Genomic DNA, 17626 nt, shown 5'->3' on the forward strand with positions numbered 1-17626 from the left:
ATGCAATTCACATCGTGAGTTTGAGCGCGGACAGCCCTGGCCAGACCGCGAAGAGGATGGTCACCGGCAGGACGAGGAACACCACCGGAACCATCATCGCCAGTTCCCGCCGGCCACCCAGTTCGATGAGTTCCTGCTTGGCGGCGTCACGCGCGTCCTGCGCCTGCGCACGCATCACGTCAGCGAGGGGTGTTCCGCGTTCGAGAGCGACCACGATGCCGTCGACGAACCGAGCCAGGCTGGCGAGCCCGGTGCGGTCGGCGAGACCCTGCAACGCTTCCGGCAGGCTGGCGCCGGCACGTGCGTCGATGAGACACCGGCGCAGTTCGCTCGACAGCTCCCCCTTCGACAGGCGAGCCACACGTTCCAGAGCAGCCGCCGCACCTTCGCCAGCAGTGACGGCGAGCGCCAGGAGTTCTGCGACTGCGGGAAATTCGGCCAGGATCTGGCGGTCGCGCTTCTCAGCTGCTCGAGTGAGAAGCTGGTCACGCAGGACGACTCCTGCACCCGAGGCGATGAGCACCAGCAGCACTGCGGTCACCGGCGACTGCGATCCGGACGCCATCCGCAAGGACACCCAGCCGGTGGCGGCGAGCGCCGCGACACAGCCGTACATCGCCTGCTCAGCCCGGAAGTCCTCCACGGACGCGTTGCTGCCTGCTCGTTCGAGCCGGCGACGCACCGAGACACTTCCGCCCAGCACGGAGTCGACGACACCACCGGCCTTGCGTAGCAAGGAGTTCCACAGTTGGTCGGACGCGATGGGGCCGCCGAGGTACTTGGAGGGACGTGGCCGCTCGGCGACGTAGGGTGCGATCCGGTCGGACAATGTCAACCGTCGGCGCATCGGCAGGCCCTGCCACAGCAACAGCAGTCCGGCGGCCGCCACCAGTCCGCACAGGGCACCGATCCACCCGAGGTTGGCGGTCATGCCATCACCCGGATCTCACTGGGCAGCCGGCCGATCCGACGCATGATCCGGTAGGCAGCGAACGACACCAGGCCACCGATCGTCAGGATCGCCACCCCTGTACCGCTGCTGTATGCCTGCAGGCTGCTGCCGCGCGTGGCCAACATCAGCAGCACCAACCACGGCGCCACGAGTGCCAGTCGAGCGGCGTTCACAGTCCAGGACTGCCGCGCCTCCAACTCAGCGCGGGTGCGCGCATCGTCGCGCAGGAAGGTCGACAGGGTGCGCAGCAGTCGCCCGAGGTCGGTGCCTCCTACCTCGCGTGCCAGCCGCAGCGATTCGACCAGTCGGTCGGCCACCGGGTCGGCGAGGCGCTGCTTGAGATCGTCCAGGCACCGCTGGAAGTCACCCGAGGTTCGATACTCCTGGGCAAATTGTGCGAACGCCGGTCGCAGCTCCTCCGGTCCGCGAATCGCCAACTGCGCCAACGCTTCGGGCAGGGCAAGCCCGGCGCGGACCGCAGAGGCAATGTGATCGACCGCGTCCGGCCAGAGTTCACGGCGGTTGTGCCGCCGTTTGTGTGCCTGGCTACGGACGAGCGCGATCGGGCCGTAGCCGGCGAGGACGGCGAAGCAGAGTGCCACCGGAATCACCCCGGTGGCCGCCATGGCGACCAGGAACACCAGCAGCGCACTTCCGACGCAGATGAAGGTGAGCATCGGCAGGGAGAATCCGCGAACGCCGCTGACCGCAAGGTCGCTGCGCAACCGGTCGGCGGCGGTGACCTTGGACTTCGGCTTGGCTTGCATACGCGGCCAGAAGGACCAGTAGATGCAGAAGACGCCCAGGCCGAACAAGACACTGACGACCGGGATCATCGTCGGTCCCCCAAGAGGTCGGCGACGTCGTACCCTGCGCGCGCGAAACGTTCCTCGTGCGGCGGGAATCCCTCGCCCCGCACCAGTTCCCCGTCACGCCGTACGAACAACTCGGCCAATTCGATGACGCTTCCCTCGAATCGCCCTGGTACCGCTGCGATCTCCCGAACAGCACGCTTCCCGTCGCGTTCGAGCCCGACGTGCACGATCAAGTCGATCGAGCTGGCGACAGTCGGCATCACGAACTGCGAACCCACATTCGGTCCGGCAAGCAGCGGCAGCGTGCACATCTTCACCAGTGCCTCGCGTGCGGAGTTCGCGTGCAAGCTCGCCATGCCGGGTAAACCGCTGTTCATTGCGATCAGCAGGTCGAGGCTCTCCTCCTGGCGCACCTCACCGACGATGATCCGGGAGGGTCGCATTCGCAGCGCTTCCTTGACCAGGCGCCGCAGCGGGATCTCCCCGGTGCCCTCGAGACTCGGTTGGCGGCATTGCAGCGCTGCCCAGTCACGCAGATTGAGCTTCAGCTCGAAGACTTCCTCGCAGGACACCACCCGCTCGGTGGGTGGGATCGCGGCTGCCAGACAGTTGAGCATCGTCGTCTTGCCGGCTTGCGTACCTCCGGTCACCAGGATGTTGAGGCCACTGGTGACGGCGGCTCGCAGGAACTGGGCTGCGTGCCGGTTGAGTGAACCCAGCGTGACCAGATCGTCCAACGAGTGTGCTCTGGCGACGAACTTTCGGATGTTGATGTACCAGCGGCCCGGGGTCACATCCGGAATCGCGACGTGCAGCCGGGACCCGTCCGGCAAGGTTGCGTCCACGAACGGTGAGGAAAGGTCGACCCGTCGACCGGACGGCTCGAGCATCCGCTCGACCAGATTGCGGACGTCGTGCTCTGTCAGGATCGTCGGGGTGAGCTCGGATACGCCGTGTCGCGCCACGAATACCCGGTTCGGATCGTTCAGCCAGATCTCCTCGATCGTCGGGTCGTCGAGGTACTGCTGCAGTGCCCCGAAACCAAGGACGGAATCGAGCACACTGCGTGTGGCGACATCACGGTCACCGAGCGGCTCGAGCCCACCGTGCAGCGTGCGCTCCTCGTAGTCCTGAACGACGTCGTGCACGAGCGAGTGCAGCGAGGCACGGTCCCCGACCGGGTCGAGGCGACGTCGACGAATGAGTTCGCGGACTTCGCCCTCGATGACCTGGATACCGTTCATGCCCCTTGCCTTCCTGCCGCTCGGCACCTACCGGCGGCATGAAGCACATGAAACGCGCTCCGCAGCCGGACCGGAACACTCATCCACAAAATTTGGGGTCCGGCTGGCGTGTTCTTGACCATCTGTTGACCTTCGAGCACTTATCCACAGGCCCACCGGCAGCGAACCCCGTCTCGGGCGATACTCCGCGCCCATGGCACACCTGCAACGAGCTGAGTCCTCGAGCATCCGACGGATCGAACTGGCCCTGAGCATCGTGGGTGCGGAGGCGACCGTCCACGACGTGCGAATCGCGGCGGCGCCCGACTCGACGTGGGCAGAGGTCCGGACCGCCATGATCTCGTCGGGTTGTCCGGTGCCGAGCCGGGTGTGGATCGGACGGGACGAACTCACCGACGATTTCCTCATCGGCCACATCGCACATGGTTCGGTCCTGTCGTTCCGACCCACCGCAGCAACGCCTCATGGACTGCTGGCCCTTGAATGCATCCACGGCCCGCAGGTCGGCGCGCGACGTTGGCTCGACCGCCGGCCGCTGACGATCGGCAGGGTTGAACCTGCGGTCTTTCCTCTCGACGACCCGGACGTGTCGCGACTGCACTGCGCGGTGGCCCTGGACGCCGGTCGGGTCACCCTCCGTGATCTCGATTCGACGAACGGTACGCAGATCGGCGGCCGGAAGATCGGTGCGTTCGCATCGGGGTCGGAGCTGCGCGTCGGTGACGAACTGAGGGTCGGCAACTCCACGCTCACACTCAGCGCACCACCTGCAGGGCGACGCCCGGTTCAGGACGCGAGGGTGCCGGTTCGGCGTCCGCCGACGCGTTCCGCCCCACCACCGCAGGTGCGGCTGGTCGCCCCGACCCGCCCGCGACGTCCGGATCGACGCACGATGCCGTGGATCGTGATCCTGCTCCCGCTCGTGATCGGTGTCGGCCTCGCGTGGTGGATGAAGACGATGATGTTCCTCGCCTTCGCCCTTTTCAGTCCTGTGCTGATGCTCGCCCAGCACCTGTCGGACAAGCGCGACGGACGACGATCTCGCGGACGAGACATCGATGACTACAACAAGGCCCTGCAACGTCATCGTGAGCGGGTCGCCCGCACGCTGCTGGCCGAGCAGGCGGTCAGAATCCGCGCGCTCCCAGGTCTCAGCGATGCATTCCGCACCATCGAGACCCTCGACCGGCGATTGTGGCACCGTCACCCGGCCGAGTACGGGTACCTGCACTGGCGAATCGGTCGCGGAACCATCGCCTCCGGGCTGACCGTGGTACGCGAGAGCGCCGAGGACGAGCGGGTGCCGCTGCCGGACGCGCCCGTGACGGTCGATCTCGCGGCGCACCGCGTCATCGGCGTGGCCGGTCACGACCATCGACGTGCTTTCGAGAGCCTGCTGGTCCAGGCCGTGGCCTGGCACTCACCGGCGCACCTGCGGATCGCAGTCGTCAGCCACCGCCGGCTCGATGAGACCGAGCTGGGTTGGCTCCCCCACCTGCGACCCGTGCTCGACCGTCCCGCGGCGTTGTTCGACCTCGACCATCCGGACGCCCTCGCCGACTTCGTCCGAAGCCTTCCGGTCTGCTCCCCGGACGATCGTTCACAGGATCCGCCGAGTCTGCTGCTCATCCTTCTTGACGCGGAGTTCACCTGCGCTGCAAAGGCATTGACCGAAATCATCGGCGATCCGAAGCGTTACCGTTGCAGCGTCGTCGCGTTCGGCGAGAGCGAGACCGAGTTGCCCGACCGAGCCCATCCGGTCGTCCGGTTGCACTCCTCGACACGGACGACGGTGCTCGCCGATGACGTCACCGACTGTGTCCCGGATCTGCCGGCCACCGGACTGCTCGATCGTTCGGCGAGGCTCCTCGCCCCCGCACACGACATCTCGTCGATCGATGTCAACGGCACTCCACCGACACAGGTCGGACTGGACGAGGTATGGCGCTCGCACCTGGGCACAGACCTGCTCGATCTCGCTGCGCTTCAATCGAACTGGCCCCGTCGACCGGTGATGTCCGCCGTCCTCGGTGCCACGGCGTCAGGACCGGCAGTCACCGACCTGGTGGTCGACGGACCGCACGCGCTACTCGCCGGCACGACCGGCGCGGGCAAGTCGGAACTGTTGCAGACGCTCATCGCTTCGCTGGCTGCCGCCAACCGTCCGAATGCACTCAACTTCGTCCTCATCGATTACAAGGGCGGCGCAGCTTTTCGCGAGTGCGCTCGGCTGCCCCACACAGTGGGGCTGGTGACCGATCTTGACGGGCATCTCACCGAGCGCGCACTCGTGTCTCTGCAGGCCGAGCTCCAGCGCCGTGAACGATTGCTTGCTGCAGCCGGCGCGAAGGACCTGGACGACTATCACCGCGATCCGAGCGCCCCGACCATTGCGCGCTTGTGCCTCATCATCGACGAATTCCGCGTGCTGGCAGAGGAATTGCCTGACTTCGTCGACGGTCTGGTGAGACTGGCGACCGTGGGGCGATCGTTGGGTGTGCACCTGGTGCTGGCGACACAGCGTCCGGCCGGCATCGTGTCGGCCGACATCAGAGCCAACGTCAACCTGCGCATCGCGCTGCGGGTGCGTGACGACGGCGACTCCCAGGACGTCATCGACACCATGGACGCCGCCCGAATCCCGGCGTCGTCCCCCGGACGGGGATACCTGCGCTGCGGCGGTGGTGAGTCCCAGCTGTTCCAGAGCGCGCGAGTCACAGTGCCCGCGCTACGGCGCGACAGCATCTCGGTGGGTGAGTTCGGTCGACCTACCCAGCACCGCGGAACCGAAGACGAGTCGATCCTCACCCGGCTCGCGCCCCTGCTCACGGATTGCGCAGAACACCTCCGGATCACCGCTTCGCCGCCTCCGTGGCTCCCGCCACTGCCGGACGCAGTGACACGACGGACCCTCGACGGACGCGACTCAGTGACCGTCTGCGGCGCAGAATCAGCGGGCTACCGATTCGGCCTCGCCGATCGCCCGCACCGACAGGATCAGCCGGCCATGGTGTGGTCGCCGCCGACCGATCAGCACCTTGCGATCGTCGGTGGTCCGCGCAGCGGACGATCGACGGCAGTCCGCACCCTGTTGGCCGAGGCCCTCTCCCAGGACGACGCCCCGCACGTCTACATCCTCGATCTCGGGCGGTCGTTGGCCGATCTGGGCAGCCATTCGCGCGTGGGAGCCGTCGTCAGCCCGGATGAACCGAGTCGCGTCGAACGCGTACTGGAGTACGTCACCAACGAGATCGCCGACCGTCGACGACATCCTGAGCGGGGGCGTCAGCGGCTGATCCTGGTGATCGACGGCTGGGACGTGCTCGACGATCTCGCCGACGACGCGGCGCTCTTCCGCCTCATGGACCTGGCGACCACGATCCTGCGCGACGGTTCATCCGCCGACGTGCACGTGTTGGCGACCGGGGGACGCGGATTGCTGACCAGCCGCTCTTTGTCACTGTTTCGTTCCCAGATCGCACTGGCGATGGCCGACAAGGACGATCTCGCGGCGATCGGGGTCCCTCGCGATTGCATCCCCTCAGACATGCCACCCGGGCGCGGTCTGACGGTGCCGGACGGGACAGAACTGCAGATCACGCTTCCTGCCGAGCTGCCTGCATGCTTCGTGCCGACCGGCATTCACCGCATCGATGCGGTCCCGACCGCAGTGCCTGTCACCGACCTGGCTCCGTCTCAGGGAATCGCCGTCGGAGCCGGCGCCGAGGGCACGGTCGCACTCCCCCTCGGACGACTCGATGATCTGGTCGCGATCATCGCGGGACCACCCCGCAGCGGACGCACCACAACCCTCCTCACGGTTGCCGAACAGTTGCACGGGCGTCCTACCTGCTGGATCTCCACCGACACCCGCGCTGACCTGCCCGTCAACGTCTTCCAACCGGACGACGGGACACAGCTGGCCGAGTGGCTCGCTCGCGATCCGACCGGCGTGCTCCTGATCGACGACGTCTGTGCGTTGGTCGACTCGGAGATCGAGGAGTCGCTGGCCCGCTACGCGGCCAAGGCGAGCAGCACCGGAGCCGTCGTCGTCGCGTCGGGGGACATCGATCAGCTCTCCGGCAACTACCGGGGACTCGTCGGCGAACTGCGGCGTCGCGGCACAGGCGTGCTGCTGATGCCGAGCCGCACCGACGGTGAACTGTTCGCGCTCCGATGCCCCAAACTCGACCGTCCGCGTCCGGGCAACGGCTTCCTGGTCCACCGCGGCGAACTCACCGAACTTCAGGTCGCCCAGGTCGCGGCGCCCGCACGATCGAGTCCGGACGGACCGGGCGATGAATCGTCGTTCACCGAGTCCGGGTAGGTGACATATGTGCGGCCGGTGAGGGAGGTCCAGGTACAGACTCCGTCGTCGCTCATCTCGTAGTCCCAGTGCTTCTTCGTCTTCGCGTCATGGTGGTGGCGACAGAGCGCGGCGAGGTTGTGCCCGACGGTGGGCCCCTGGGGCCATTCGATGACGTGGTCGATGTCGCACCTGATGGCGGCGCGGGTGCACATGGGGAACCGGCAGGTCTGGTCGCGTTGCTGCACGAATTCCCTGATCCGCGGCGTGGGCTCGTACGCGGTCGTCGAGGTTTCACACGTGACTCCGGTGTCGGCGTCGACCAGTGCCCGGGTCAGGCGGCAACCGAACTGGTCGATCAACGCGTCGAGCACTTCGGGCCGGATGACCCCGATCCCGGCGATGCGTGCCCACCCCGTTGAGTAGGAGGTTCCCGATTCGCCTGATGTTGAACACGATTCGGAATCGGGAGCATCGGTGGGATCATGAGCGGTATCCGGGCCGCGGGGCGATGAGGCGGACTGACCGGGTGGGGGTGACCCGCCGTCCGCGGACGCCTCGGGCTCGTGTTCCGCGTCGTCGGTGGCACGTTTGGTGGCCGTCGCAGCCTGTTCCTCGCGTTCCTCGCGTTCCTCGCGCACGACAGGGACCTGGATGACGACCTGGTAGCTGACGTCAGCACCTTGTGTGACGAGATCGTGCAACGCGCCCAGGCGCAGTTGCCCGAGCGTAGGCTTCGCATCTGTGGCCGGGTCATCGGCCTTTGGTGGGTTCTTCGAGCGTTGATCAGCCAGTTGGTCCACGGCACCGTAGATGTGGGCGATCTGGTCGGCCGGGCCGACGGCGCACAGCTCGGCCATACCGGCAATGTCGGAGGGGCGAACCCAGACACCGGTGGCTTCTTTGGCTTCCTTCTGGCGGGTCTTCTTCGCGGCTTCTTCTTCCCACTGGGTCACCAGTGCCCGCGCGGCGCTCTTCATCTTCAGGTAACCCCAGCTGTCGAAGCCTTTGGTGTCGAGCAGGTGCTGCTCGACCCGGTGGGATGTTTCGGGTGAGGCGTTCACCAGTTCCGACGCAACGAGGGACACCTTCCAGAACGGGATCTCCCCTTCCACCGCCGCAGCCAGCAACCCGGGAGTTTTGGTGCACGCATCGATGGAGTTGCTCAGCTTGCTCGAGGCAGTGCGGGGAGCCATCTGACACGCAGCCGCCAGGTCGGTGTCGGCGAACGTCGCCTGATGACCCAGCGCGTGCTCGACCTTCGCGGTGACCCCGGTGTCGGAATCGACCAGCTCTTCATCGATCGCTGCGTACCTGGCCATGGCCATCGCCTGCACGGCTTGCGAGGTGGACGCCAACTGCGTAGACCCTTTGATGGCTTCCTCCAACAGCCGCATGTCATCGACATCGACAGGCCGAGCGGTGGCGATGGACCCGGTGTTGCGCACGGCGTCGGTCTCAAGCCGGTAGAACGCTTCCCGGGAGATCCGGTTCGCAAACGTCAGCATCTCCGCGGGTGACCCCAAAGCGTTCAGAAGCTGGTTCAACAAACGCTGCTTCTGATCCGAGATCGATTCCAGCAGAACGAATTCCACCGGAGACTCCGGTTCGTAGAACTCGTAGCTGATGCCCATGAGAAGACTCTAGGCGGGACCACCGACAACGTCCCCTGGCCGGAAACCGGGACCGCTGTGGGCGAGAAAAATCTAGAGCCGCGCAGCCAGTTCGGTCGCCTGCTTGATCGCCCGCTTCGCGTCCAGTTCAGCCGCGACGTCCGCGCCACCGATGACGTGCACCGGCTTACCGAGGGCGTCGGTGAGCGGCACCAGGTCACGCACCGACTCCTGCCCGGTGCACAGCACGACGGTGTCGACGGGCAGCACCTTCGCCTCACGCTCGGACTTCTCGTCCTTCGGGTCCACGGGCACGGTGATGTGCAGACCGTCGTCGTCGACACGCACGTACTCAGCCCCACCGACGAACTGCACGCCGGAGTCCTTGAGGGTCTGGCGGTGCACCCATCCGCTGGTCTTGCCCAGGCCCTTACCGTGCGCAGAAGCCTTGCGCTGCAACAGGATCACCTCGCGGCGCGGAGTGATCTTCACCTTGTCGGTAAGGCCACCGCGCTCCTGTTCGGGATCGGTGACACCCCACCGCTGCATCCAATGATCGAGGCTCTCCCCCACGTCGTGCAGCAGGAACTCACTGACGTCGAAGCCGATGCCGCCGGCACCCATCACGGCAACGCGCTGCCCGACAGGGACGCCCTCGCCGACCACCTGCTGGTACGTGACCACCTTCGGGTGGTCGATGCCCGCGATCGATGGCACGCGCGGCTCGACGCCGGTGGCGAGCACGACCTCGTCGAAGTGCCTCAGGTCGTCGACGCTCGCGCGAACTCCCATGTGCGTCTTGACATTTCGCAGATCGAGCATGTGCTCGTAGTAGCGGATCGTCTCGACGAACTCCTCTTTGCCGGGGATCTTCGCGGCCAACTTGAACTGTCCGCCGATCTCTCCAGACTCCTCGAACAACTCGACGCGGTGCCCGCGCCCGGCCAGCTCCACGGCGGCGGCAAGCCCGGCGGGGCCGGCACCGACGACCGCGATGTGCTTCACGGTCCGCGTCGGCAGCAGCACGAGTTCGGTCTCGTGGCCCGAGCGGGGGTTGAGCATGCAACTGGCGCGCTTGTTCGCGAACGTGTGGTCGAGGCAGGCCTGGTTGCAGGCGATGCAGGTGATGATCTCCTCGGAGCGGCCCTCCTGCGCCTTCTTCACGAACTCCGCGTCGGCGAGCAACGGACGTGCCATCGACACCAGGTCGGCCTGGCCTGACGCGATGATCTCCTCGGCGGTCTCCGGCTTGTTGATCCGGTTGGACGCGACGACAGGGATACCGACCTCGTCCTTCAATTTCGCTGTCGTCCAGGCGAATGCGGCGCGTGGTACCGAGGTCACGATGGTCGGTACGCGTGCCTCGTGCCAGCCGATGCCGGTGTTGAGGATCGTCGTACCCGCTGCCTCGAGCTTCTTGGCGAGTTCGGCGGTCTCCTGCCAGGTCTGCGCGTTGTCGACCAGGTCGAGCAGGCTGATGCGGTACTGCAGGATGAAATCGTCGCCGACGAGTTCCCTTGTGCGAGCGACGATTTCGACCGGGAAGCGCATCCGCTTCTCGGCGGCGCCGCCCCACGCGTCCGTGCGGTCGTTGGTGCGGGCAGCGAGCATCTGGTTGATCAGGTAGCCCTCCGACCCCATGATCTCGACACCGTCGTAGCCGGCGTCCTTGGCCAGCTTCGCCGCCTTCGCGAACGCCGACACCGTGTGGTCGACCTGCTTGGTCGACATCGCCCACGGCCGGAACGGCGTGATCGGCGACTTCTTGCGCGACGGCGCAAGGTTGAACGGGGTGTACCCGTAGCGGCCGGCGTGCAGGACCTGCAGCAGGATCTTGCCGTCGTAGGCGTGCACCGCGTCGGTGACGACCTGATGCTTGGCGGCCTGCCGTGCGTTGGTCATCTCGCTACCGAAGGGCAGCAGCCACCCACGCTTGGTCGGCGCGTAGCCGCCGGTGACGATCAGTCCGACACCACCGCGAGCACGCTCGGCGAAGTACGCCGCGAGCTTGGGCAGGTCCTTGAGCTTGTCCTCCATGCCGGTGTGCATCGAACCCATCACGACGCGATTGCGCAGTTCGGTGAATCCGAGGTCGAGCGGGCTGAGCAGGTGCGGGTACTGCTGCGGGTTCGTCATCGGTGTGCTCACTTCTGTGAATCGGTCATGTCGGCGGCGGCCTCGGCCAGGATCTGGTCGAACTGTGCGCCCATCGCCTCGGCGAGCGCATTCGCGCCGCGCAGCGGACGGACCATCACCATGAACTCGGTGATCAACCCGTCCGGTCCCACGGTGATGAAGTCGCAGCCGTTGACCTCCGTGTCACCGACCATCGCCCGGAAGATCAGTGCGCTCTGCCGGCCATCGACGATCTCGCGCTCGTACCGCAGATCGGTGAAGACGCGCATCACCCCACGCAGGATCGCGGCCGTGACCGCCTTGCCCTCGTACGGCTTGAATGCCACCGGGCTGATGAAGCGGACGTCGTCGGCCAACAGCGCGGCCATCGCGTCGCAGTCGTGGGCCTCGGCCGCCTCGCGGAACTTCTTCATCTCTGCTCCAATGTCTCGATGATCTCGTCGCACCAGTCGATACCGTTGCGTTCCAAGCGGATTCCACCTCGTAGCGCGAGGTAGGGGCCGATCTCGTCGTCGGCGAGTTCAGCCGGGTCGGCGAAGTACTTGCGGCGGCTGGCTTCGTAGCCCGCGAGCGCGTCCTCGTGCTGTTGCCGCCGGTCCCGGACGGCGCCCAGCACCGTCGCTCGATCTAGCAGGTGCAGCGCACGGATACGGACGGCGAACTCGCTGCGCACAGCCTCAGCGGGCGTCGGACGGGCCGACCAGGCGAGGAGTTCGGCGTGCCCGGCCTCGGTGATCGCGTGCACCTTCTTGTCCGGACGCGCCCCCTGGGACACACGTTCGGTGCTCACCCAGCCGTCGGCTTCCATTCGGGCGAGCACCTTGTAGATCTGCTGGTGGCTCGCCTTCCAGAAGTGCCCGATGGACGCATCGAACCGGCGCGCGAGATCGTATCCGGACGCCGAGCGTTCGGCGAGCGAGACGAGGATCGCGTGCTCCAGTGCCACGCGACGAAAGTACTATGCAACTCGCTGTTGTGCAACGAGTTGCATAAGTTAGCCCTGGTTCGGAGTCTCCGGCTGCTGCGGCTGCTGGTACTGTCCGTAGCGCGGCTCGGTCGCCGGCCAGCTCTGCTGTCCCTCGGGCGTCGGCTGCGCAGTCGCCCCGCCACGACCGTCGTTCAACGATTCGCTGTAGGTGCGCTGCGGACCGGCATCACGGGGAGCGTACGTCGCTTCCTGCGCAGCCCGCGCCGCGCGGCCTGCGTCGCCGCCCATCTGCGACAGCAGTTCACGCGCCTGATTGACGCTCTTGTGCTCGACCAGCACCTCGTACTTCGTGGCGACCACCTGAGACACCGAGGTGAAGTCGCGACGGCCCCGGGTTGCTGCGTAACCGATGGCCGCCCAGAACGCTCCGAAGAGCGCACCGAGCAGCACCGTGGACAGGATCATCGACAGGCCGTTCTCGTTGGAGAACAGGCTGAAGATCAGTCCGACGAACGCACCCAGCCAGGCACCGGACGCCAGGCCGCCCAGCAGCACGCGTCCCCAGGTCAGACGCCCGGTGATCCGCTCGACCTGCTTGAGGTCGGTGCCGACGATCATGCACTGCTGCACCGGGAACTCGTGGTCGGACAGGTAGTCGACCGCCCGCTGCGCCTCCTCGTACTCGCTGAAGACACCCAGCGACATCGGGTAGTCGAGGGTCAGCTTCGGAAGGTGGGCGTTGTTCGGGCGCATGCCAGGCGTGCTCATGCCTGCATTGTGCCACCCCTGCGAGGCACCGCAGCGCTGTCGTCCCCACCTAGAGTGAGCAGGTCCCCCGATCCAACGAACAGGAGCGTCGTGTCCACTCGCACCCTGCAACTCGGATGCACCTTCCGCTACTCCTCGCTGGCGCCCACCGCCGCCGTCTTCCAGGTGGCAGCGCAGCCGTCCGACACCGTGTCGATCAAGGACGAGAACTGGACGATCACCGACGACCTCCCGTTGCACCACTTCCGCGACGTGTACGACAACCCGTGCACCCGCCTCACCCTGCCGATCGGGGTCACGACACTCACCTACTCGGCCCTGGCCACAGTTCCGGACGCGTTCGACTCCTGGGACGAGGACGCCCCCGAGATGGCGCCCACCGACCTCCCGGACGACGTGCTGCTCTACACCCTGACCAGCCGCTACTGCTTGCCCGATCTGCTCGGCAACCAGGCGTGGAAGCGCTTCGGCACGATGAAGCCGGGCTACCAGCGGGTTGCAGCGATCAACACCTTCGTCAACCAGTGGCTGAGCTACACGACCGGCTCGACCACGAGCACCGCGACATCGGTCGACACCTTCGCCAGTGGCCAGGGCGTCTGCCGCGACTTCGCGCACCTGATGATCACTTTCTGCCGGGCGATGAACATCCCCGCGCGGTACGTGCATGGCTACATCAGCGAGATGGACGTCGAACCGACCGGACGTCCGTACGACTTCCACGCGTGGACTCAGGTGTGGCTCGGCGATCGTTGGTGGGACTTCGACCCGCGCTGGGACAGCCCACGCAAGGGACGCGTGATCATCGGTATCGGCCGCGATGCCGCCGACGTCGCGATGGTGACCACCTACGGAGCGCCCTGGATGCAGCTGATGACCGTCACCAGCAAGGAGGCCACCGAATGACCCGCCCCAGCGTGCTCGTCACCGGAGGCACCCGAGGGATCGGCGCCGCCGTGTGTGCCGCTCTCGCGCCCGACCATCACCTGATCATCGGCGGACGTGACCGAGATGCTGTCGAATCCGCCTGCGCCTCGTACGAGTCTGCTCAGCCCTTCATCTGCGACCTAGCCGACGAACAGTCGACGGCGGACGCCGTCGCCGCGCTGGGACTCGACCGCCTCGACGCCGTCGTGCACTCGGCAGGCGTCGCCGGCGGTCAACGCACCGAGGACTCCTCGCGTGAGATCTGGCGAAGAATGTTCGAGCTCAACGTGATTGCAGTCTCCGACCTCACTCGCCTGCTGTTGCCGGCCCTACGGGCCACTGAGGGCACGATCGTCACGATCAACTCCGGCTCGGGCCTGAAGGCGTCCGGCAAGGGCGGCCATTACCCGGCGACCAAGTTCGCCCTCACCGCGCTGACGGACGTGCTGCGCGAGGAGTTGCGCCCCGACGGCATCCGCGTCTGCTCCGTGCACCCCGGACGTGTCGACACCGACATGCAGCGCGAACTTGTCGCGTCCGAGAACCGGCCGTACGACCCGCTGGAGTTCCTGCGTCCCGAATCGGTGGCGACCGCTGTCCGCACCGCGCTCACCGCGACGCCGGACGCGACCTACGAAACCATCTCCATTCGTCCGGCGCCCGCAGCGTCGAACCGGCGACCATCGTAAGAATTCCGGCGCGGACGGTCGCCGAGTCCCGCGGTCTTGTACGGCTTCTTGGCGGGGTCGGGCCCGTCGTCCTTGGACGAGGCCCCAGCAGTTCTGATGTACTCATGAGACCACTCCACCGCTGGGCCAGGCGACCAGTGAGAACCAATCACTGATGCCGGTCAGCGGCCACCGCCTGGTCGCCACCTCCACCGCAGTGCCGGACGATCAGTGGTCGACGATCCAGGCGATGCTGACCCCAACCACAACGGTGAGGACGTTCAGGATTGCGAAGACCAGACCGACGACGCCGAAGACACGTGGCGCGCCGGCCGAAGGCGTCCGGTCGCGGGTCAGGCCGGCGAGGAACGCCGCGGTAGCGCCGAACATGCCGGGGGTGCCGGAGAAGAACAGGATGATCGTCGGCACGGCGAGCGCGCCGAAGATCATCGCGCCCATCTTGGCGCGTTCTTCGGTGCGAGAGAACCACCAGGCACCCAGCAGCGAGATGGTCAGGCCCCCGATGCCGAACCCGATCACTCCGGTGAGTTGCTCGTGCAGGGTGCGGGGTCCTTCATCGACATGATCAGTGGCGATGGCGGCCAACAGGTTGAGGGCCATGCCCACGGTGCAGATGGCGAACACGATGCCGAGCAGGACCCGATAGGAAGGAACGACTCCTCGTCCGGGTGTGGTGGGGGGTGGTTGGGTCATGGGAACTCTCCTGAAATTCATCATTCCGTCTGTCCGGGAGGCAGTTGGTGGTGGACTTCTAGGATCGACCGGGCGACGGCCTGCGGTCGATGCCGTGCCCACCCCTGCCGGTCCCGGAGTCGTCCCGGCCGGTCCCGGAGTCGTCCCCGATGTGCCGACGACCCGTGACTGCCGCCTGAGAAGACACGACAATGGTGTGGTGACCACCGTCCTGAGCGCACCGCCGACACCGCTGGAGCCGGCTCCGTCCGCGGTGCCGACGAGCGTCATTACGGGGTCGCTGCTGCTGACTGCGGGCTGCTGCGTGCCGCTGGTGGCCGAGTTGCCGCGCGATGGGACACCCGCCGGTGTCGCCCTGCCGCTCATCGCATGGCTCGCGCTCGGCATCGCGGGCGTCGTCCTGTTGGATCGGCGACCTCGCTCACCGATCGCGTGGGCCTGCGTGACGGCGGCCGCGACCCCGATGGTCGTCATGTGCGCCGGATACCTCTGGCCTGGCGGCGAGCACGGCGAGCCGCAGATGCCGCGGTTCGCAGCCGAGTGGGGGCCGCTGACGCTCGCGGCGCTGGTGCTGCCGATTCTGGCCGCGACAGTTCCACAGGCCCGGTCTCGCGGCGATCGGCGATGGCGGGTCTGGATTGTCGCGACTTGCGTAGGCGCGCTCGGTGTGGCCTGCCTGACCTGGTTCGCAGCAACGGCCGAGAGCTATGGCATCTGCGCGGCGGCTGGGATCGGGGTCGTCGCGCTGGTCGTCGCGACGTCGGGATTCGTGGCCGAGCCACGTCCGGTCATCGAGCCGCTGGTCGACATCGCTCTCGCCGCATCCGGCATCGCGGTTGCTGCCGGGGCGGGTGGCGTTGTCCTGGCGGTCGCCCGGCATGAGCAGATCTTCGGACCCGAAGCGCTCGGAGCCTTTGCGACGGCGGCGACCCTGGCACTCAACATCCCGGCGGCGTGGTGGCTGCGGCGCGAGTTCCTGACCCGGCGCTACGGAACCGGCGTACTCTCCGCCGACGAGATCGCCGCCCTGACGGCCGATCTGAAGACCGCGGCCGATCCACGCGCGCTCCTTACCAAGGCCGGTGCGATGGTGACCGCCACCAGCGGCGTCGGCGAGACGAGGCTGCTGCTCGACGACGTTGCGGCGCCGGACGGATGGGTCCGCTGGCCGTTGCTCGTCGGTGACGAGTTGGTAGGCACGATGCTGCTGCTCCCGTCGCATCCAGGCGGGCTGGAGGCACGTCAGACTCGCGTCTGTCGTCAGTTGCTTCCGACCGTCGCGCTCGTTGCGCGAGCCGTGACATTGGCGATCGATGCCGAGTATGCACGCCACGACGTCGCCCACCAGCGCGATCTCGAACGGTCGCGCATCCTGGCCGACCTGCACGACGACCTCGGACCTGTGCTCGCCGGCATGAGCATGCGGGTGCAGGCTGCGCTGGAGGCGCACCACCTGCCCGAGCTCGATGATCTCGCCGACGACCTCGCGGCCTGCCGGGCCGATCTGCGCCGGATCGTCTCGGGACTCGCGCCGGTGGCGCTGCACGAAGGCGACCTGGACGCCGCCATCACTCACCTGGTCGAGTCGTTCAACGACGGCGTCACCCGCGTCACGCTGACGACCGAGGTCCCCGACCGGGTCGACACCGACAGGGCCGTTCTCGTCTACCGTGCGATCGCCGAGGGAATCACCAACGCGATCAAGCACGCTCACCCGGCACAGGTCTCGATCGGCTTCGATGACGGCCCGGACGGTCTGCGGGTGTCCGTGACCGACGACGGCATCGGCGGCGCGGTGGTTCCCGGTGTCGGCCTGCAATCGCTGCGCGGCAGGGCAGCCGAGGTCGGCGGAACACTGTCGATCGAGCCGATGCTGCCGACCGGCACGCGGCTCCTGCTCACCCTTCCCTCGGTGGCACGATGATCCGGGTGGTCGTGGTCGACGACCACCCGGTGGTCCTTGCCGGACTCAGTGCGCTCATCGCAGCCGACCCGGAGATGACGGTGGTCGGCAGCGCCGCGAGCGCGCGGGAAGCCGAATCGCTCGCGTTGGAGACCGAACCCGACGTGTGTGTGCTCGACCTCCAACTGCCCGATGGCGACGGCATCAGCCTCGGCACCGCACTGAAGTGCCGCTGGCCAAGCACCCGGGTGCTCGTGCTGACGATGGCATCCGATCCCGGTGCGGTGATCCGCAGCCTCGGCGCCGGACTCGACGGCTACCTGCTCAAAGACTCCGATCCAGCCGAGCTCCGCGCAGCAATACATTCCGCCGCACAAGGCTCCACCGTGCTCGGGCGGGGTGCGAGCGGCCCCGTCGTGTTCGCCGCGACAGTGCTACCGGACACCAACCCCCTGGCTGCCCTCGACGCCCGCGACCGCGAGATCCTCACCCTCCTCGTGAAGGGTTTCAGCCCGGGGCAGATCGCCGAGCGGCTCTTCCTCGCACCCAAGACCGTCCGCAACCGCATCTCCACGATGCTCACGAAGCTCGCAGTCACCAGCCGCGAGGATGCCATCGCCCTCGGCCTGGCCGGTGGCCTCGGCACCTGACC

14 protein-coding genes are annotated in these 17626 nt (G+C 67.0%); 5 read left to right on the forward strand and 9 right to left on the reverse strand.

Annotation, left to right across the window (positions count from 1 at the left end):
* Positions 1 to 7: 7 nt before the first annotated feature.
* From ACYU8W_RS10225 to ACYU8W_RS10235, 3 genes are read right to left on the reverse strand one after another with little or no spacing between them, the layout of a single operon-like run.
* Entirely contained in the window at positions 8 to 931 is a 924-nt protein-coding gene (locus tag ACYU8W_RS10225) for a type II secretion system F family protein (protein ID WP_239702228.1), read from the reverse strand.
* Positions 928 to 1788 (reverse strand): type II secretion system F family protein, encoded by an 861-nt coding sequence (locus ACYU8W_RS10230; protein ID WP_499468793.1) that lies wholly within the window; start codon positions 1786 to 1788, stop codon positions 928 to 930. The genes ACYU8W_RS10225 and ACYU8W_RS10230 overlap by 4 nt, the downstream gene beginning before the upstream one ends.
* On the reverse strand, positions 1785 to 3011 hold the full coding sequence (locus ACYU8W_RS10235) for a TadA family conjugal transfer-associated ATPase (RefSeq protein ID WP_499468795.1): 1227 nt from the start codon (positions 3009 to 3011) through the stop codon (positions 1785 to 1787). The genes ACYU8W_RS10230 and ACYU8W_RS10235 overlap by 4 nt, the downstream gene beginning before the upstream one ends.
* 193 nt (positions 3012 to 3204) lie before the next feature.
* Between ACYU8W_RS10235 and ACYU8W_RS10240 the strand changes: the two genes are divergently transcribed.
* Positions 3205 to 7338 carry a type VII secretion EssC family protein gene (locus ACYU8W_RS10240; protein ID WP_499468797.1) on the forward strand — a complete coding sequence of 1378 codons (4134 nt, stop codon included), beginning with the start codon at positions 3205 to 3207 and terminating at the stop codon, positions 7336 to 7338.
* Here the strand turns inward: ACYU8W_RS10240 and ACYU8W_RS10245 are convergent.
* The 5 genes from ACYU8W_RS10245 to ACYU8W_RS10265 all read right to left on the reverse strand — a co-directional run bounded on the left by ACYU8W_RS10245 (position 7257) and on the right by ACYU8W_RS10265 (position 12762).
* On the reverse strand, positions 7257 to 8951 hold the full coding sequence (locus ACYU8W_RS10245) for an HNH endonuclease signature motif containing protein (protein ID WP_499468799.1): 1695 nt from the start codon (positions 8949 to 8951) through the stop codon (positions 7257 to 7259). The genes ACYU8W_RS10240 and ACYU8W_RS10245 overlap by 82 nt on opposite strands.
* 72 nt (positions 8952 to 9023) lie before the next feature.
* On the reverse strand, positions 9024 to 11066 hold the full coding sequence (locus tag ACYU8W_RS10250) for an oxidoreductase (protein WP_499468805.1): 2043 nt from the start codon (positions 11064 to 11066) through the stop codon (positions 9024 to 9026).
* An 8-nt stretch (positions 11067 to 11074) separates the two neighbouring features.
* Entirely contained in the window at positions 11075 to 11479 is a 405-nt protein-coding gene (locus ACYU8W_RS10255) for a nuclear transport factor 2 family protein (RefSeq protein WP_129627354.1), read from the reverse strand.
* Complete coding sequence (locus ACYU8W_RS10260) at positions 11476 to 12012, reverse strand: PadR family transcriptional regulator (protein ID WP_129627357.1); 537 nt, start codon at positions 12010 to 12012, stop codon at positions 11476 to 11478. Before ACYU8W_RS10260 ends, ACYU8W_RS10255 begins: the two co-directional genes overlap by 4 nt.
* A 48-nt stretch (positions 12013 to 12060) precedes the next feature.
* Positions 12061 to 12762 carry a YflT domain-containing protein gene (locus ACYU8W_RS10265; RefSeq protein WP_205744807.1) on the reverse strand — a complete coding sequence of 234 codons (702 nt, stop codon included), beginning with the start codon at positions 12760 to 12762 and terminating at the stop codon, positions 12061 to 12063.
* A gap of 90 nt (positions 12763 to 12852) precedes the next feature.
* On the opposite strand from ACYU8W_RS10265, the gene ACYU8W_RS10270 reads away from it, so the two are divergent.
* Positions 12853 to 13668 (forward strand): transglutaminase-like domain-containing protein, encoded by an 816-nt coding sequence (locus ACYU8W_RS10270; RefSeq protein WP_129627360.1) that lies wholly within the window; start codon positions 12853 to 12855, stop codon positions 13666 to 13668.
* Positions 13665 to 14378, forward strand: coding sequence for an SDR family oxidoreductase (locus tag ACYU8W_RS10275; RefSeq protein ID WP_499468808.1), 714 nt, complete (start codon positions 13665 to 13667; stop codon positions 14376 to 14378). The genes ACYU8W_RS10270 and ACYU8W_RS10275 overlap by 4 nt, the downstream gene beginning before the upstream one ends.
* Before the next feature lie 207 nt (positions 14379 to 14585).
* Here the strand turns inward: ACYU8W_RS10275 and ACYU8W_RS10280 are convergent, their stop codons facing one another.
* Positions 14586 to 15071, reverse strand: a complete 486-nt coding sequence (locus ACYU8W_RS10280) for a hypothetical protein (RefSeq protein WP_499468809.1) — start codon at positions 15069 to 15071, stop codon at positions 14586 to 14588.
* A gap of 199 nt (positions 15072 to 15270) precedes the next feature.
* Between ACYU8W_RS10280 and ACYU8W_RS10285 the strand changes: the two genes are divergently transcribed.
* Both ACYU8W_RS10285 and ACYU8W_RS10290 read left to right on the forward strand, forming a co-directional pair.
* Positions 15271 to 16995: a sensor histidine kinase gene (locus ACYU8W_RS10285; protein ID WP_499468811.1), complete on the forward strand. Its 1725-nt coding sequence runs from the start codon at positions 15271 to 15273 to the stop codon at positions 16993 to 16995.
* Entirely contained in the window at positions 16992 to 17624 is a 633-nt protein-coding gene (locus tag ACYU8W_RS10290) for a response regulator (protein ID WP_499468813.1), read from the forward strand. Before ACYU8W_RS10285 ends, ACYU8W_RS10290 begins: the two co-directional genes overlap by 4 nt.
* The last annotated feature ends 2 nt before the right edge of the window (positions 17625 to 17626 follow it).

The sequence above is a fragment of the Yimella radicis genome (genome assembly GCF_054778255.1).